The following is a 15,654-nucleotide window of genomic DNA, read 5'->3' as shown; positions in this document are numbered from 1 at the left end:
AATGCCTATGATAGAATATATAGGGTGAAAGAGAGCGATTACAGATGTCAATCATGTTAATGGATAATGAATCAAAAAATAATGTGACGGAGCGTGAGAATCTTGAATGAAGTTGTACAAGTTCCTGTTACGGATGTAAAGGGAATCGGAGGGGAAACATCTGAATTACTACACGAGATGGGAATTTATACAGTTTCTCATCTATTAGAACATTTTCCGTACCGTTATGAAGACTATGCGATGAAAGATCTTGCAGAAGTAAAGCATGATGAACGTGTAACAGTTGAGGGAAAAGTTCATAGTGCTCCTTTACTGCAATATTACGGGAAGAAGAAGTCGCGTCTTACGGTTCGTGTCCTCGTAGGTCGTTATTTAATTACAGCTGTATGTTTTAATAGGCCGTACTATAAGCAGAAGTTAAATTTAGATGAAACGGTAACGATTACTGGAAAATGGGACCAGCATCGTCAAACGATTGCGGTATCAGAACTTCATTTTGGACCGGTTGTACGTCAACAAGAAGTGGAGCCTGTGTACTCAGTGAAAGGGAAACTTACAGTAAAACAGATGCGCCGTTTTATTGCACAAGCGTTAAAGGAGTATGGAGACTCTATAGTTGAAGTGTTACCAGATGGATTGCTAAGTCGGTATAAATTACTGCCACGTTATGAAGCACTTCGGGCTTTGCATTTTCCATCGGGGCAGGAAGACTTGAAGCAAGCGCGTCGCCGGTTTGTATATGAAGAGTTTTTCTTATTTCAGTTAAAAATGCAAACGTTACGAAAAATGGAGAGGGAAAATTCGAAAGGGACGAAAAAAGAAATTCCTTCAGAAGAATTGCAAGAGTTTATCGATGCACTTCCGTTTCCATTAACTGGTGCGCAACGCCGAGTTGTAGATGAAATTATGAAAGATATGACATCTCCTTATCGAATGAATCGTCTGCTGCAAGGTGATGTAGGTTCTGGTAAAACGGTGGTTGCTGCAATTGGTCTTTATGCAGCAAAATTAGCGCATTATCAAGGTGCTTTAATGGTTCCAACAGAAATTTTAGCAGAACAACATTATCAATCGCTCGCAGAGACGTTCTCGCACTTTGGTATGAAGGTTGAATTGTTAACAAGTTCAGTTAAAGGTGTGAGACGCCGAGAGATTTTGGCAAAATTAGAACAAGGAGAAATAGATATCCTTGTTGGAACGCATGCTTTAATTCAAGATGAAGTTATTTTTCATAGGTTAGGTCTCGTGATTACTGATGAACAACATCGATTTGGTGTAGCGCAGCGACGAGTTTTACGTGAGAAAGGCGAGAGTCCAGACGTATTATTTATGACAGCGACCCCGATTCCACGTACGTTAGCAATTACTGCATTTGGAGAGATGGATGTTTCTATAATCGATGAGATGCCGGCTGGTAGAAAGGTAATTGAAACATACTGGGCAAAACATGACATGTTAGATCGTGTTCTCGGTTTTGTAGAGAAAGAGATAAAAAAAGGAAGACAAGCATATGTTATTTGTCCTCTTATTGAAGAATCTGAGAAACTTGATGTGCAAAATGCAATCGATTTACATAGTATGCTGACTCATCATTATCAGGGGAAATGTCAAGTTGGATTAATGCATGGAAGATTATCATCTCAAGAAAAAGAAGAGATAATGGGACAATTTAGTGAAAATAAAGTGCAAATTCTTGTATCGACAACAGTTGTTGAAGTAGGTGTGAACGTACCGAATGCGACTGTAATGGTTATTTATGATGCAGAGCGTTTCGGTTTATCACAGCTTCATCAGCTAAGAGGACGTGTTGGGCGTGGTAGTGAACAATCGTATTGTTTATTAATCGCGGATCCAAAATCGGAAACGGGAAAAGAACGAATGCGTATTATGACCGAAACGAATGATGGATTTGTATTGTCGGAAAAAGATTTAGAGTTAAGAGGTCCTGGAGATTTCTTTGGGAGTAAGCAAAGTGGTTTACCAGAATTCAAGGTTGCTGATATGGTACATGATTATCGGGCGCTAGAAACAGCTAGACAAGATGCGGCGTTACTAGTAGATTCAGAAGCATTTTGGCATAATGATCAATATGCGTCGTTGCGTACGTATCTTGATGGGACAGGTGTGTTCCAGGGAGAGAAGCTCGATTAAAGGGAGGCAACAAAAGTTTTTGTTGCATTCTACTTTTAATGATTATATACTACTGTTAGTACCTAGTCATAAAAATGGATGGTGCGGTATGAAAAAAAGAAGAAGTAAAAAAGAAAGACAAGAATTATTACAACAAACGATAGAAACGAATCCTTTTATTACGGATGAAGATTTAGCAGAAAAATTTCAAGTGAGTATACAAACTGTACGTCTTGATCGTATGGAATTATCTATTCCTGAATTAAGAGAAAGAATTAAACATGTAGCTACAAAGCAACATGAAGAAGATGTGAAATCTTTACCGTTAGAAGAGGTTGTCGGAGAAATTATTGATATAGAATTAGATAGACATGCGATTTCTATTTTTGAAGTGAAGGTAGAACACGTATTTAAAAGAAATCAAATTGCCCGTGGGCATCATTTGTTTGCACAAGCAAACTCACTAGCTGTTGCGGTTATTGATGAAGAATTAGCTTTAACTGCAAAGTCCACCATTCGATACATTCGTCCTGTAAAATTAGGAGAGCGTGTTGTTGCAAAAGCGCGCGTGGAAGATGTAGAGAATGATAAAGGGCGGACGGTTGTCAAAGTGCGTAGCTTTGTTGGAGAAGAACTTGTTTTTACAGGCACTTTTGAAATGTATCGATCTAGTAATTATAGTGAGGAAGGTAACAACTTATGAAAATCGCAATAGATGCAATGGGCGGCGATCATGCTCCAAAGGCTGTCGTACTAGGAGCAATGAAAGCTATTAAGGAATATTCTGATTTACATATTACGTTAGTGGGGAAAGAAGAGGAAATTCGTCAATACTTAACGAGTGAAGAACGAATTACTATACTTCATACAGACGAAAAAATTGAATCGACAGATGAACCAGTAAGAGCGGTTCGTCGAAAAAAACAGGCTTCAATGGTACTTGCGGCGCAGCAAGTGAAAGACGGTGTAGCGGATGCTTGTATATCAGCTGGTAGTACAGGAGCTTTAATGGCGGCTGGATTGTTTGTTGTAGGTCGTATGGAAGGAATTGAGCGACCAGCTTTATCCCCTACAATGCCAACTGTTGATGGAGAAGGTTTTGTTATGTTAGATGTTGGAGCGAACGTTGATGCAAAACCAATTCATTTATATCAATATGCAGTAATGGGATCTGTATACGCTGAGAAAGTAAGAGGAATTAAAAATCCTCGCGTTGGACTTTTAAACGTTGGAACAGAAGATGGTAAAGGTAACGAGCTTTCAAAACAAGTCTTTGCAATGCTTAAAGATGCCCCAATTAATTTCGTTGGGAACGTTGAATCAAGAGATTTATTGCAAGGTGTAGCAGATGTTGTTGTATGTGATGGTTTTACAGGGAATGTAGCACTGAAATCATTAGAAGGAACAGCACTTGCATTATTCTCTATGTTAAAAGAACAGTTAATGAGTTCGTTTACGAGCAAATTAGCAGCAGCGGTATTAAAGCCAAAACTTATGGTATTAAAAGATAAAATGGATTATTCGGAGTATGGAGGAGCGGCATTATTTGGATTGAAGGCTCCTGTCATTAAGGCTCACGGTTCTTCCAATGACCAATCGATATTTAGTGCGATTCGTCAAACGAGAGAAATGGTAGCGAAAGAAGTTATTCCTACTATTTCAAGCGTAATGGAGAAAGAGCCACTCCAATAAGAGGAGGGTTTGAAATGGGAAAACTAGCATTTCTTTTTCCGGGCCAAGGTTCACAGGCAGTTGGAATGGGTAAACAGTTAGCAGAGAATAATAAAGAGGTTGCAAATGTATTTGCAAAAGCAGATGAGGTGTTGCAAGACTCACTTTCAGAAGTGATTTTTGAAGGGCCGCAGGAAAAGCTTACGTTAACAACAAATGCCCAACCTGCTTTATTAACAACGAGTTTTGCTATTTTGACAGCTTTAAAAGAATATGATATTACACCAGACTTTGTCGCAGGGCATAGTTTAGGTGAGTATAGCGCTCTTGTAGCAGCGGGTGCATTAACTTTTGAGGATGCAGTATATGCTGTAAGGAAACGTGGGGAATATATGGAAGAAGCTGTTCCTGGCGGAGAAGGTGCAATGGCGGCTATTTTAGGTGCTGATCCACATATGCTGAAACAAGTTACAGAAGAAGTAACAAGTGAAGGGTATGCAGTACAAATTGCTAATATGAATAGTACGAAGCAAATTGTGATTTCTGGAACAAAGCAAGGAGTCGAGATTGCTTCTCAAAGAGCGAAAGAAAATGGTGCAAAGAGAGCAATTCCGCTTAAAGTAAGTGGACCGTTCCACTCTGCGCTTATGAAGCCAGCGGCGGAGAAATTCCAAAGTGTCTTAAATGAAATTACAATTCAAGATACGAATATTCCGGTAATCGCAAATGTAACAGCAGACGTTATTACAAGTGGTGCGCATATTCAAGAAAAGCTAATCGAGCAGCTCTATTCGCCTGTCTTATGGTATCCATCCATTGAATATATGGTGAGTCAAGGGGTAGATACATTTATTGAGATTGGACCTGGGAAAGTACTTGCTGGACTTATGAAGTCAATTGATTCATCAGTGAAAGCATACGCGATATACGATGAAGAGACATTACAAGATACCATTTCAAATTTGAGAGGAGAAAACTGATGTTAAAAGGGAAAGTAGCATTAGTAACGGGTGCTTCACGTGGAATTGGTCGTGCAATTGCGATTGATTTAGCAAAACAAGGGGCAAATGTTGTAGTAAACTATGCTGGTAACGAGCAAAAGGCAAATGAAGTAGTTGATGAAATAAAGAAACTAGGTTCGGATGCAATTGCAGTAAGAGCAGATGTTGCAAATGCTGAAGACGTTACAAATATGGTGAAACAAACTGTAGATGTATTTGGACAAGTTGATATTCTTGTAAATAATGCAGGTGTAACAAAAGATAATTTATTAATGCGTATGAAAGAAGAAGAATGGGATACAGTTATTAATACAAACTTAAAAGGTGTATTCTTATGTACAAAGGCAGTATCTCGATATATGATGCGTCAACGTCAAGGACGTATTGTAAATATCGCTTCTGTTGTCGGAGTAACGGGAAACCCAGGACAAGCAAACTATGTTGCTGCTAAAGCAGGTGTAATCGGATTAACAAAAACATCAGCAAAAGAGTTAGCAAGCCGTAATATTACTGTAAATGCAATTGCTCCTGGATTTATTGCGACAGATATGACAGACGTATTAGATGAAAATATAAAAGCTGAAATGTTAAAATTAATTCCTACAGCTCAGTTTGGTGAAGCCCAAGATATCGCAAATGCTGTAACGTTTTTTGCTTCTGATCAAAGCAAATATATTACAGGTCAAACGTTAAATGTTGATGGCGGTATGGTAATGTAATAAAAGAATCGATTTCAGCTAGTTTTTTTGGACAATATTTAATATAATATTTGAGGGGAGGTGAATGGAATGGCAGATGTTTTAGAGCGTGTAACAAAAATTATCGTTGATCGTTTAGGAGTAGAAGAAACAGAAGTAGTACCAGCTGCAAGCTTCAAGGAAGATTTAGGAGCAGACTCCCTAGATGTAGTAGAACTTGTAATGCAATTAGAAGACGAATTCGAAATGGAAATTTCTGATGAAGATGCTGAAAAGATTGCTACTGTTGGCGATGCTGTGACTTACATAGAGAGTCATCTATAATGCTTGAATGAAGTCCCGTTTTTTAGCGGGGCTTCTCGGCTTATATCTGGAGGGACCTATGCCGTACCGTAAATATAGAGAAAAAAAATACGAAACAAAATATCGTGAAGCGTTTAAAGTATTTCAAGAAAAAATAGGTATTACGTTTACAGATGAAAAATTATTGATTCAAGCATTTACGCATTCATCGTATGTGAATGAGCATCGAAAAAAACCGCATGAAGACAATGAGCGTCTCGAATTCCTTGGAGATGCAGTATTGGAACTTACTGTATCGCAGTATCTGTTTCAAAAATATCCGACAATGAGCGAAGGAGAGTTAACAAAACTACGTGCAGCTATTGTATGTGAACCATCTCTTGTTCGTTTTGCAAACGAGTTGTCATTTGGTAGCCTAGTTTTATTAGGAAAAGGTGAGGAAATGACAGGCGGACGTGAACGACCAGCTTTATTAGCGGATGTCTTTGAAGCGTTTATTGGTGCCCTTTATCTTGATCAAGGGTTAGAAACAGTATGGGGCTTCTTAAAAGAAATTGTATACCCTAAAATTAATGAAGGTGCTTTTTCTCATGTGATGGATTATAAGAGTCAATTACAAGAGTTGATTCAGCGTGATGGTAGTGGCAATATTGAGTATCAAATTTTGCAAGAAAAAGGACCGGCTCACAATCGAGAATTTGTGTCACGTGTTACGTTAAATAACGTGGCCTTAGGTCTTGGTAGTGGCAAGTCGAAAAAAGAAGCAGAGCAACAAGCTGCTGCAGAAGCGTTGAAAAAGTTAAAAGAACAACTATAAGGAATCCCCCTTTGAATGAGGGGGATTCCTTGTGCATAGAATGAAACTTTCCTTTCGTTTATAAATGTAAGGAAATGAAATCCGTATAATCGTTTGTTTTTGTATAAACAACATTTATAGCAACGGAGAATAGGAGGAAGGCCTTTCGTGTTTTTAAAAAGATTAGAAATAGCAGGATTTAAGTCTTTTGCTGAGCGTGTATCTGTCGATTTTGTCCCAGGTGTAACGTCTGTAGTAGGACCTAATGGAAGCGGGAAAAGTAATATTACTGATGCCATTCGTTGGGTACTTGGTGAACAATCGGCAAAATCATTACGTGGTGCAAAGATGGAAGATATTATTTTTGCAGGTAGTGATACGAGAAGAGCGGTTAATGTTGCTGAAGTAACATTAACTTTAAATAATGAAGATCAACGTTTACCGATTGAATATAATGAGGTGTGTGTAACGCGTCGTGTATCTCGTTCTGGTGATAGTGATTTTTATATTAATAAACAATCATGCAGGTTGAAAGATATTATCGATTTATTTATGGACTCTGGTATGGGAAGAGAAGCTTTTTCGATTATTAGCCAGGGGAAAGTTGAAGAAATTTTAAGTAGTAAATCAGAAGAACGTCGTGGTGTATTTGAAGAAGCGGCGGGAGTGCTGAAATACAAACTTCGTAAAAAGAAAGCTGAAGGTAAATTAGCAGACACACAAGAAAACTTAAATCGTGTACAAGATATAATTCACGAATTAAGTAGTCAAGTAGAACCTTTAGAAAGACAAGCTTCTATTGCAAAGGATTATCTCGAGAAAAAAGAAGAATTAGAGAAAGTAGAAGCGGCGCTTATTGTACATGAAATTGAAGAATTACATGAGAAATGGGAAGCGCTTCGAAATCAGTTTGGGCATAATAAAAACGAAGAAGCGAAAATGTCAACGCATTTACAAAAAGGTGAAGAAGAGTTAGAGGAATTACGAGGCCAATTACAAGCAGTAGATGAGTCTGTAGATTCCCTGCAAGAAGTACTTTTGCTTTCTAGTAAAGAGCTAGAAAAGTTAGAAGGACAGCGTGAGCTATTAAAAGAGAGAAAGCAAAATGCAACGACGCATTGTGCACAACTCGAACAGTTAATTGTTGAATTAACAGAGAAAGCTACAAGTTATGATGGTGAAATTGAATCGAGTACAGAAGTATTGATGCAATTTGTAAATCATGTAAAAGAGTTGGAGACGAAATTGCATGATAATGAGCAATTACTTGCAACGTTTGCTGACAATTTAGAAGAGCAAATTGAGAATTTAAAAGGTGACTATATTGAACTTTTAAATCAACAAGCTAGTCATCGTAATGAGTTATCTATGATTGAAGAACAATCTAAACAACAAAACTCAAAAAATGAACGCCTTGATGAAGAAAATGCGAAATATGTAGAAATGCGTATGGAAATTACAGCGAAAAAGACAAAACTTGTGGAAAGTTATGAACAAGTAAAAGAAAAAGTAGCTGGAATCCTTTCGAATATACAAAAGACAGAAGCGGCACTTGGGAAATGCAAGGCGCAGTATAGTGAAAACGAAACAAAACTGTATCAAGCATATCAATTTGTACAACAGGCACGTTCTCGAAAAGAAATGCTAGAAGAGATGCAAGAGGACTACTCTGGTTTCTATCAAGGGGTACGTGAAGTATTAAAAGCTAGAGAAAATAGGTTGCAAGGTATTGAGGGTGCTGTTGCAGAACTGCTAACGGTACCGAAAGAATATGAAATTGCAATGGAAATTGCTCTAGGTGCAGCGATGCAGCATATAGTTGTACAAAAAGAAGAACATGCTCGTAGTGCAATTGCGTTTTTAAAACAAAATAAACATGGACGAGCAACGTTTTTACCGCAAGCTGTTATTAAAGGTAGATCGTTATCATTTGAGCAATTACGTATTGTAAATCAGCACCCATCGTTTGTAGGTGTGGCAGCAGAACTCGTGCAATATAACAATAAATATGAAAATGTAGTTTCAAATTTATTAGGTACTGTTATTGTTGCAAAAGATTTACGCGGAGCGAATGAGTTGGCGAAACAATTGCAATACCGTTATCGCATTGTAACAATCGAAGGTGATGTAGTAAACCCTGGCGGTTCTATGACGGGTGGAGCGGTAAAACAGGCGAAATCATCTTTATTAGGACGTCAACGTGAACTAGAAGAGTGGACGAGTAAGTTAACTGATATGGAAGAAAAAACAACGAAGTTAGAAAACTTTGTTAAAGCAGTAAAACAAGAGATTCAAGAAAAAGAAGTGCAAATACGCGAACTAAGGCAAAGTGTAGAAGCAGAGCGTGTAGATGAACAGAAATTAAGAGAAGAAATTAGTCGCTTAGAATTAGAAGAACATCGTATTAATGATCGTTTATCTATTTACGATTTAGAGATTGAAGGGTTCTTGCAAGACCAAGTGAAAATGCAAGGCCGTAAAGAAGAGTTAGAAAAGATTTTAGCGACTCTTCAGGCAGAGATTACGGAATTAGATAGCAAAATCACAGCTTTAACAAAACAAAAAAGTGAGCAACATTCTTCGAAAGAAAAAGTTCAAAAAGAAATGACTGAGTTAAAAGTGTTAGCAGCTGAAAAGCAACAACGCTTATCTAATCAAAAAGAAAAAGTAGAACGATTGACGAAGGAAAAAGAAGAAACCGATGCAACGCTTGTCAAAACGAAAGAGGATTTAGCATTCTTAAAACAAGAAATGACATCGAATTCAAGTGGTGAAGAACAAATTACGAATATGATTGAGAAGAAAGCATATGATCGTAATCAAACTTCAGAGTTAATTCGCTCTCGTCGTGAACAACGTGTATCGTTACAAGAAAGAGTAGAACAGTTAGAGCGTAACCTGAAAGAAACAACAGGTAAACATAAATACATTCTTGAGATGTTGAAAGATCAAGAGGTAAAAATAAACCGACTTGATGTAGAGTTAGAAAATAGATTACAACATTTACGTGAAACATATACGATTTCATTTGAAGCGGCAAAACTGAAGTATACAATGGTGATGCCTGCTGAGGATGCACGTAAAAAGGTGAAACTAATTAAACTCTCCATCGAAGAGCTAGGTACAGTAAACTTAGGAGCAATTGATGAGTATGAGCGTGTGGCAGAGCGTCATACATTCTTACTAGAGCAAAAAGATGATCTAGAAGAAGCAAAAACGACATTGCACCAACTTATTACTGAAATGGATGAAGAAATGAAAAAACGCTTTTCTACTACGTTTGAAGGAATTCGAATGGAGTTTCAATCGGTGTTCTCTGAATTATTTGGAGGCGGTAGAGCGGATTTAGTTATGACGAATCCAGAGGACTTATTAAATACGGGTATTGATATCGTAGCGCAACCGCCAGGGAAGAAACTGCAAAACTTAGGTTTACTTTCAGGTGGAGAGCGTGCTTTAACGGCAATTGCGCTGCTATTTGGTATTTTAAAAGTGCGCCCAGTCCCATTCTGTGTATTAGATGAGGTAGAGGCTGCTCTTGATGAGGCAAACGTTGCCCGTTTTGCTCAGTATTTAAAGAAATTTAGTGATGAGACACAGTTTATTGTAATTACACATAGAAAAGGTACAATGGAAGAGTCTGACGTATTGTACGGTGTAACAATGCAAGAGTCAGGGGTATCTAAACTTGTTTCTGTTCGTTTAGATGATGGAGAAGAACTAGTTGCAAGCAAATAGAAAGGATGGGACAGTATGAGCTTTTTTAAAAAACTAAAAGAAAAAATTTCAAAACAAACAGATACGGTAACAGAGAAGTTTAAACAAGGATTAGAAAAAACGAGAAATTCGTTTGCAGATAAAGTAAATGATTTAGTCTTTCGTTACCGTAAAGTAGATGAAGATTTCTTCGAAGAATTAGAAGAAATTTTAATCGGTGCAGATGTTGGCGTTTCGACAGTGATGGAATTAATCGACCAGCTGAAAGAAGAAGTACAACGTCGTAATATTCAAGATCCAAAAGAAGTACAAGCTGTTATTTCGGAAAAATTAATAGAGATTTATAAAGGTGACAGTGATTTTACTAATGAAATTAATGAGCAAAAGGATGGCTTGACAGTTGTTTTATTTGTTGGTGTGAATGGTGTAGGTAAAACGACGACAATTGGTAAGATGGCTCATAAGTTTAAATCAGAAGGTAAGTCTGTCTTATTAGCAGCAGGAGATACATTCCGTGCTGGAGCGATTGAACAATTAGAAGTATGGGGCAATCGCGTTGGGGTAGAAGTGATTAAACAAGGATCAGGGTCTGATCCAGCAGCGGTTATGTATGACGCTGTACAAGCTGCAAAAGCACGTAAAGTAGATGTATTACTATGTGATACAGCAGGACGTTTACAAAATAAAGTAAACTTAATGAAAGAGTTAGAGAAGGTAAAGCGTGTAATTGAGCGTGAAGTACCAGGAGCTCCTCATGAAGTATTACTTGTTATTGATGCAACAACAGGACAAAACGGTTTAAGTCAAGCGAAAACATTCCGTGAAGCAACGAATGTGACTGGTATTGTTTTAACGAAGTTAGATGGAACTGCTAAAGGTGGTATTGTATTAGCAATTCGTAACGAAATGGATGTACCGGTGAAATTCGTTGGATTAGGAGAGCAAATGGATGATCTGCAACAGTTCGATCCAGAACAATATGTATATGGTTTATTTGCGAACTTAGTAGAAACAGAAGAAGTATAAGTGAAAGAAGCGGTATTTTCCGCTTCTTTTTCCATAAAAATATGAGATGTTAAGAAAAAAACTTGACACTCTTTTGTACTCCATGTAAACTAATTCATGTAAAGGGAAATCACTTAACAAAGGATGATCCAACATGCTCGAAAAAACAACGAGAATGAACTATTTATTTGATTTTTATCAATCGTTGTTAACGCAAAAACAAAGAAGTTATATGTCGCTTTATTATCTAGATGATTTATCTCTTGGTGAAATTGCGGAAGAATTTGATGTGAGTCGCCAAGCCGTGTATGATAACATTAAACGGACTGAAGCGATGCTTGAAGAATATGAAGAAAAATTAGTATTACTTCAAAAGTTTCAAGAGCGACAGCGACTTGTTGCAAAGCTAAAACAGCTAATCAGCGAAGAAGAGCATGTGAATGAAGAAATGAAACAAGTTGTTGAAGCTATCGAAAAATTAGATTAGGAGGGCGGCAATATGGCATTTGAAGGATTAGCCGACCGACTTCAACAGACGATGCAAAAAATCCGCGGCAAAGGAAAAGTTTCTGAAGCCGATGTGAAAGAAATGATGAGAGAAGTTCGTCTAGCTCTTTTAGAAGCGGACGTTAACTTTAAAGTAGTAAAAGATTTTGTAAAGCGTGTATCTGAACGTGCTGTCGGACAAGATGTAATGAAAAGTTTGACACCTGGACAACAAGTAATTAAGGTTGTACAGGAAGAACTTACAGAACTTATGGGCGGAGAGCAAAGCAAAATTGCTGTTGCTAACAAGCCACCGACTGTTATTATGATGGTTGGTCTGCAAGGTGCAGGTAAAACAACGACGACAGGTAAGCTTGCGAATTTGCTTCGTAAAAAGCATAATCGTAAACCAATGCTTGTTGCGGCGGATATTTACCGTCCTGCAGCGATTAAACAGCTTGAAACATTAGGGAAGCAATTGGACATGCCTGTATTCTCTTTAGGAGATCAAGTAAGTCCTGTTGAAATTGCGAAACAAGCGATTGCAAAAGCGAAAGAAGATCATCATGATTATGTTTTAATTGATACAGCAGGTCGCCTGCATATTGATGAAGAACTAATGGATGAATTAGCGAAAGTGAAAGAAGTTGCGAAACCGGATGAAATTTTCCTTGTTGTCGATGCGATGACAGGACAAGACGCGGTTAATGTTGCACAAAGTTTCCATGAACAGCTAGGTTTAACAGGGGTTGTATTAACGAAGCTGGATGGTGATACGCGCGGTGGTGCGGCATTGTCTATTAAAGCTGTTACAAATACGCCAATTAAATTTGCTGGTATGGGTGAAAAACTAGATGCACTTGAAGCGTTCCATCCAGAACGTATGGCATCCCGTATTTTAGGGATGGGAGACGTCTTAACATTAATTGAAAAAGCGCAAGCTACAGTTGATGAAGAGAAAGCAAAAGAACTTGAGCAAAAAATGCGTACGCTTTCGTTTACACTTGACGATTTCCTAGAACAACTTGGACAAGTGCGTCAACTTGGACCGCTTGATGAATTGTTAGGAATGCTTCCTGGTGCAAATAAAATTAAAGGGCTGAAAAATGCACAAGTTGATGAAAAACAAATTGGGCATATTGAGGCAATTATTCGTTCTATGACTAAATTAGAGCGAGAACAACCGGAAATAATCAATGCTAGTCGCAAAAAACGCATTGCCAAAGGTAGCGGTACAACGGTACAAGAAATCAATCGTTTAATCAAGCAATTTGATGATATGAAAAAAATGATGAAAACGATGACTGGAATGCAAAAAGGTAAGAAAAAAGGACTAGGTGGATTGAAGTTTCCATTCATGTAAGGAAAAAAGATGGCTCTGTTAAGAAAAAATACTTTACAAAGCAATAGTCTTTTTGCTAATATAATTATCTGTGTGAAATAAATTCGGAGGTGCTTTATAAATGGCAGTTAAAATTCGTTTAAAACGTATGGGAGCTAAAAAAACTCCTTTCTATCGTGTAGTTGTTGCAGATTCTCGTTCTCCTCGTGACGGACGTTTCATTGAGGAAATCGGTACTTACAATCCGGTTGCTCAACCAGCTGAAGTTAAGATCAACGAAGAAGCAGCATTAAAATGGTTAGGAAATGGTGCTAAACCATCTGATACAGTTCGTAACTTATTCTCTAACCAAGGTATCATGGAGAAATTCCACTTATCTAAACAAGGTAAGTAATTGAGGTAATGACTATGAAGAAGTTAGTCGAGACGATTGTCAAGCCTCTTGTCGATTATCCTGAAGATGTAAAAGTTACACAGGAACTTTACAACGGAGAGATAAAGTATCGATTAACTGTACATCCTGAGGATGTTGGAAAAGTCATTGGAAAACAAGGGAAAGTTGCGAAAGCAATTCGAATGCTCTTGTATTCAGTGGGACATCACAATAGTGAAAAAGTAACACTGGAAATTCAATAAACGTAAAAAGGGCGAGGAGTTATTCCTCTCCCTTTTTTAACATTTAAAGAGAAGTTGCATGTTCCATATGTGAAATGGGGATGCTTAATTTATATAGAAACCAGGGGTGACATACTGTTTATGACAAAATGGTTTAACGTAGGAAAAATTGTAAATACTCATGGCGTAAAAGGAGAAATTCGTGTGGTTTCTCGTACTGATTTTCCAGAAGAGCGATATAAGGTAGGGAATACGTTATACATATCGAATGAAAAAGGTGGAGAGCCTTTCCCAGTAAAGATTACTTCTCATCGTCAACATAAAACATTTGATTTATTGACATTTGAAGGATATGGGAATGTAAATGAAGTAGAACAGTTTAAAGGTTCTCTTTTAAAAGTACCTGAAGATCAATTAGGCGAACTAGCTGAAGGTGAATACTACTATCATGAAATTATTGGTTGCAACGTTGTAACGGAAGAAGGAGAAGCGCTAGGGACAATAAAAGAAGTTCTATCTCCTGGTGCAAATGATGTTTGGGTAATTAAACGTCCAAAAGGTCAAGATTTGTTAATTCCTTATATTGATGATGTTGTGCTTCAAGTTAACATTGAGAATAAATTAGTAACCATTCATGTAATGGAAGGGCTACTATAATGAAAATTGACATTTTAACTTTGTTTCCAGATATGTTTACAGGTGTGTTTGGATCTTCAATTTTAAAGAAAGCACAAGAAAAAGAAGCGGTAGAGCTTCGTGTTGTCAATTTCCGCGATTATACAACGAGTAAGCATAATAGTGTGGATGATTATCCGTATGGTGGCGGCGCTGGGATGGTGTTAACTCCTCAGCCTATTTTTGATGCTGTAGAAGATTTAACGAAAGAGACAGAGCGGAAGCCGCGAGTTGTCTTAATGTGTCCGCAAGGTGAAAGGTTTACTCAGAAGAAAGCGGAAGAGCTTGCAGAGGAAGAACATTTAATCTTTGTATGTGGGCATTATGAAGGATATGACGAACGAATTCGTGAACATCTCGTAACAGATGAGATTTCTATCGGTGACTATGTATTAACGGGTGGAGAGTTAGCCTCTATGGTTATAACTGATAGTGTCGTACGTCTCCTTCCAGGAGTACTAGGAAATCATGCTTCACAAGTCGAGGATTCGTTTAGTACAGGTTTATTAGAGCATCCTCATTATACACGTCCAGCTGATTTTCGTGGTATGAAAGTGCCAGATGTATTAATGTCGGGAAATCATAAAAATATTGATGAATGGCGACATAAAGAATCACTACGTCGTACGTACACGCGTAGACCGGATTTACTAGAAGAACGAGAATTGTCTAAGCAAGAAAAGAAGTGGCTAGAACAGATTAAAGAAGGCAAATAAGTGCTTGATATATTTTCTATTGCAACAGCCTTAGCAATATGCTATTATAACACTTGTGCTGCTGAAATCAGTAGCCGTATTAACGATGTTCCGCTGTAATTTATTTAGACTTTATAAGAGCATCTGTTTAAAGGAGAGAATTTAATATGCAACAATTAATCGCAGAAATTACAAAAGGCCAATTAAAAACTGACCTTCCTTCATTCCGTCCTGGAGACACTTTACGTGTACACGTAAAAGTAGTTGAGGGAACTCGTGAAAGAATTCAGCTTTTCGAAGGTGTTGTAATTAAACGTCGTGGTGGCGGAATCAGTGAAACATTCACAGTTCGTAAGATTTCTTACGGTGTAGGTGTAGAGCGTACATTCCCAGTTCACACGCCAAGAATCGCGAAAATCGAAGTACTTCGCCGTGGTAAAGTACGTCGTGCTAAGTTATACTACTTACGTAACCTTCGCGGTAAAAAAGCACGTATTAAAGAAATTCGATAAGACATGTA

At 37.8% G+C, this 15,654-nt stretch carries 16 protein-coding genes; all 16 read left to right on the top strand.

Annotation, left to right across the window (positions count from 1 at the left end):
* The first annotated feature begins 102 nt into the window (after positions 1-102).
* Complete coding sequence (gene recG, locus ACTFSI_RS01290; protein ID WP_001006880.1) at positions 103-2,151, top strand: ATP-dependent DNA helicase RecG; 2,049 nt, start codon at positions 103-105, stop codon at positions 2,149-2,151.
* A gap of 88 nt (positions 2,152-2,239) precedes the next feature.
* Positions 2,240-2,833 (top strand): transcription factor FapR, encoded by a 594-nt coding sequence (fapR, locus tag ACTFSI_RS01285; protein ID WP_000747352.1) that lies wholly within the window; start codon positions 2,240-2,242, stop codon positions 2,831-2,833.
* Complete coding sequence (plsX, locus tag ACTFSI_RS01280) at positions 2,830-3,822, top strand: phosphate acyltransferase PlsX (RefSeq protein WP_000684108.1); 993 nt, start codon at positions 2,830-2,832, stop codon at positions 3,820-3,822. The genes fapR and plsX overlap by 4 nt, the downstream gene beginning before the upstream one ends.
* Positions 3,823-3,836: 14 nt before the next feature.
* Positions 3,837-4,781, top strand: a complete 945-nt coding sequence (gene fabD / locus ACTFSI_RS01275; protein ID WP_411931847.1) for an ACP S-malonyltransferase — start codon at positions 3,837-3,839, stop codon at positions 4,779-4,781.
* Entirely contained in the window at positions 4,781-5,521 is a 741-nt protein-coding gene (fabG, locus tag ACTFSI_RS01270) for a 3-oxoacyl-[acyl-carrier-protein] reductase (protein WP_270363138.1), read from the top strand. The genes fabD and fabG overlap by 1 nt, the downstream gene beginning before the upstream one ends.
* A gap of 69 nt (positions 5,522-5,590) precedes the next feature.
* Complete coding sequence (gene acpP / locus ACTFSI_RS01265; RefSeq protein ID WP_000786062.1) at positions 5,591-5,824, top strand: acyl carrier protein; 234 nt, start codon at positions 5,591-5,593, stop codon at positions 5,822-5,824.
* A 58-nt stretch (positions 5,825-5,882) separates the two neighbouring features.
* Positions 5,883-6,620 (top strand): ribonuclease III, encoded by a 738-nt coding sequence (gene rncS, locus ACTFSI_RS01260; protein WP_001146876.1) that lies wholly within the window; start codon positions 5,883-5,885, stop codon positions 6,618-6,620.
* A 147-nt stretch (positions 6,621-6,767) separates the two neighbouring features.
* The gene (gene smc, locus ACTFSI_RS01255; protein WP_270363136.1) at positions 6,768-10,337 is read left to right on the top strand and encodes a chromosome segregation protein SMC; all 3,570 of its coding nucleotides are present in this window, start codon (positions 6,768-6,770) and stop codon (positions 10,335-10,337) included.
* 15 nt (positions 10,338-10,352) lie between these two features.
* Positions 10,353-11,342 (top strand): signal recognition particle-docking protein FtsY, encoded by a 990-nt coding sequence (gene ftsY / locus ACTFSI_RS01250; RefSeq protein ID WP_275893700.1) that lies wholly within the window; start codon positions 10,353-10,355, stop codon positions 11,340-11,342.
* A 133-nt stretch (positions 11,343-11,475) separates the two neighbouring features.
* Positions 11,476-11,808 carry a putative DNA-binding protein gene (locus ACTFSI_RS01245; RefSeq protein ID WP_000891062.1) on the top strand — a complete coding sequence of 111 codons (333 nt, stop codon included), beginning with the start codon at positions 11,476-11,478 and terminating at the stop codon, positions 11,806-11,808.
* Positions 11,809-11,820: 12 nt separating this feature from the next.
* Positions 11,821-13,170: a signal recognition particle protein gene (ffh, locus tag ACTFSI_RS01240; protein ID WP_000863461.1), complete on the top strand. Its 1,350-nt coding sequence runs from the start codon at positions 11,821-11,823 to the stop codon at positions 13,168-13,170.
* Positions 13,171-13,270: 100 nt separating this feature from the next.
* Positions 13,271-13,543, top strand: coding sequence for a 30S ribosomal protein S16 (rpsP, locus tag ACTFSI_RS01235; RefSeq protein ID WP_000268750.1), 273 nt, complete (start codon positions 13,271-13,273; stop codon positions 13,541-13,543).
* A 14-nt stretch (positions 13,544-13,557) separates the two neighbouring features.
* The gene (locus tag ACTFSI_RS01230) at positions 13,558-13,785 is read left to right on the top strand and encodes a KH domain-containing protein (protein WP_000737403.1); all 228 of its coding nucleotides are present in this window, start codon (positions 13,558-13,560) and stop codon (positions 13,783-13,785) included.
* A 120-nt stretch (positions 13,786-13,905) separates the two neighbouring features.
* Positions 13,906-14,421, top strand: a complete 516-nt coding sequence (gene rimM, locus ACTFSI_RS01225) for a ribosome maturation factor RimM (RefSeq protein ID WP_000170268.1) — start codon at positions 13,906-13,908, stop codon at positions 14,419-14,421.
* Positions 14,421-15,155, top strand: a complete 735-nt coding sequence (gene trmD, locus ACTFSI_RS01220) for a tRNA (guanosine(37)-N1)-methyltransferase TrmD (RefSeq protein WP_000686892.1) — start codon at positions 14,421-14,423, stop codon at positions 15,153-15,155. Before rimM ends, trmD begins: the two co-directional genes overlap by 1 nt.
* Before the next feature lie 146 nt (positions 15,156-15,301).
* Positions 15,302-15,646: a 50S ribosomal protein L19 gene (gene rplS, locus ACTFSI_RS01215; RefSeq protein ID WP_001186516.1), complete on the top strand. Its 345-nt coding sequence runs from the start codon at positions 15,302-15,304 to the stop codon at positions 15,644-15,646.
* The last annotated feature ends 8 nt before the right edge of the window (positions 15,647-15,654 follow it).

Origin of the sequence: Bacillus cereus group sp. MYBK101-2 (assembly GCF_051918845.1) — a bacterium.
Classification (GTDB): Bacteria; Bacillota; Bacilli; order Bacillales; family Bacillaceae_G; genus Bacillus_A; species Bacillus_A paranthracis.
The sequence above is the reverse complement of the archived record's forward strand: the minus strand, read 5'-3'. Positions and strand labels throughout refer to the sequence as shown.

Coding starts and splice junctions, on each gene's coding strand:
- fapR (WP_000747352.1), top strand. CDS start 2,240: ATGAAAAAAAGAAGAAGTAAAAAAGAAAGACAAGAATTATTACAACAA.
- plsX (WP_000684108.1), top strand. CDS start 2,830: ATGAAAATCGCAATAGATGCAATGGGCGGCGATCATGCTCCAAAGGCT.
- fabD (WP_411931847.1), top strand. CDS start 3,837: ATGGGAAAACTAGCATTTCTTTTTCCGGGCCAAGGTTCACAGGCAGTT.
- fabG (WP_270363138.1), top strand. CDS start 4,781: ATGTTAAAAGGGAAAGTAGCATTAGTAACGGGTGCTTCACGTGGAATT.
- acpP (WP_000786062.1), top strand. CDS start 5,591: ATGGCAGATGTTTTAGAGCGTGTAACAAAAATTATCGTTGATCGTTTA.
- rncS (WP_001146876.1), top strand. CDS start 5,883: ATGCCGTACCGTAAATATAGAGAAAAAAAATACGAAACAAAATATCGT.
- ftsY (WP_275893700.1), top strand. CDS start 10,353: ATGAGCTTTTTTAAAAAACTAAAAGAAAAAATTTCAAAACAAACAGAT.
- ACTFSI_RS01245 (WP_000891062.1), top strand. CDS start 11,476: ATGCTCGAAAAAACAACGAGAATGAACTATTTATTTGATTTTTATCAA.
- ffh (WP_000863461.1), top strand. CDS start 11,821: ATGGCATTTGAAGGATTAGCCGACCGACTTCAACAGACGATGCAAAAA.
- rpsP (WP_000268750.1), top strand. CDS start 13,271: ATGGCAGTTAAAATTCGTTTAAAACGTATGGGAGCTAAAAAAACTCCT.
- ACTFSI_RS01230 (WP_000737403.1), top strand. CDS start 13,558: ATGAAGAAGTTAGTCGAGACGATTGTCAAGCCTCTTGTCGATTATCCT.
- rimM (WP_000170268.1), top strand. CDS start 13,906: ATGACAAAATGGTTTAACGTAGGAAAAATTGTAAATACTCATGGCGTA.
- trmD (WP_000686892.1), top strand. CDS start 14,421: ATGAAAATTGACATTTTAACTTTGTTTCCAGATATGTTTACAGGTGTG.
- rplS (WP_001186516.1), top strand. CDS start 15,302: ATGCAACAATTAATCGCAGAAATTACAAAAGGCCAATTAAAAACTGAC.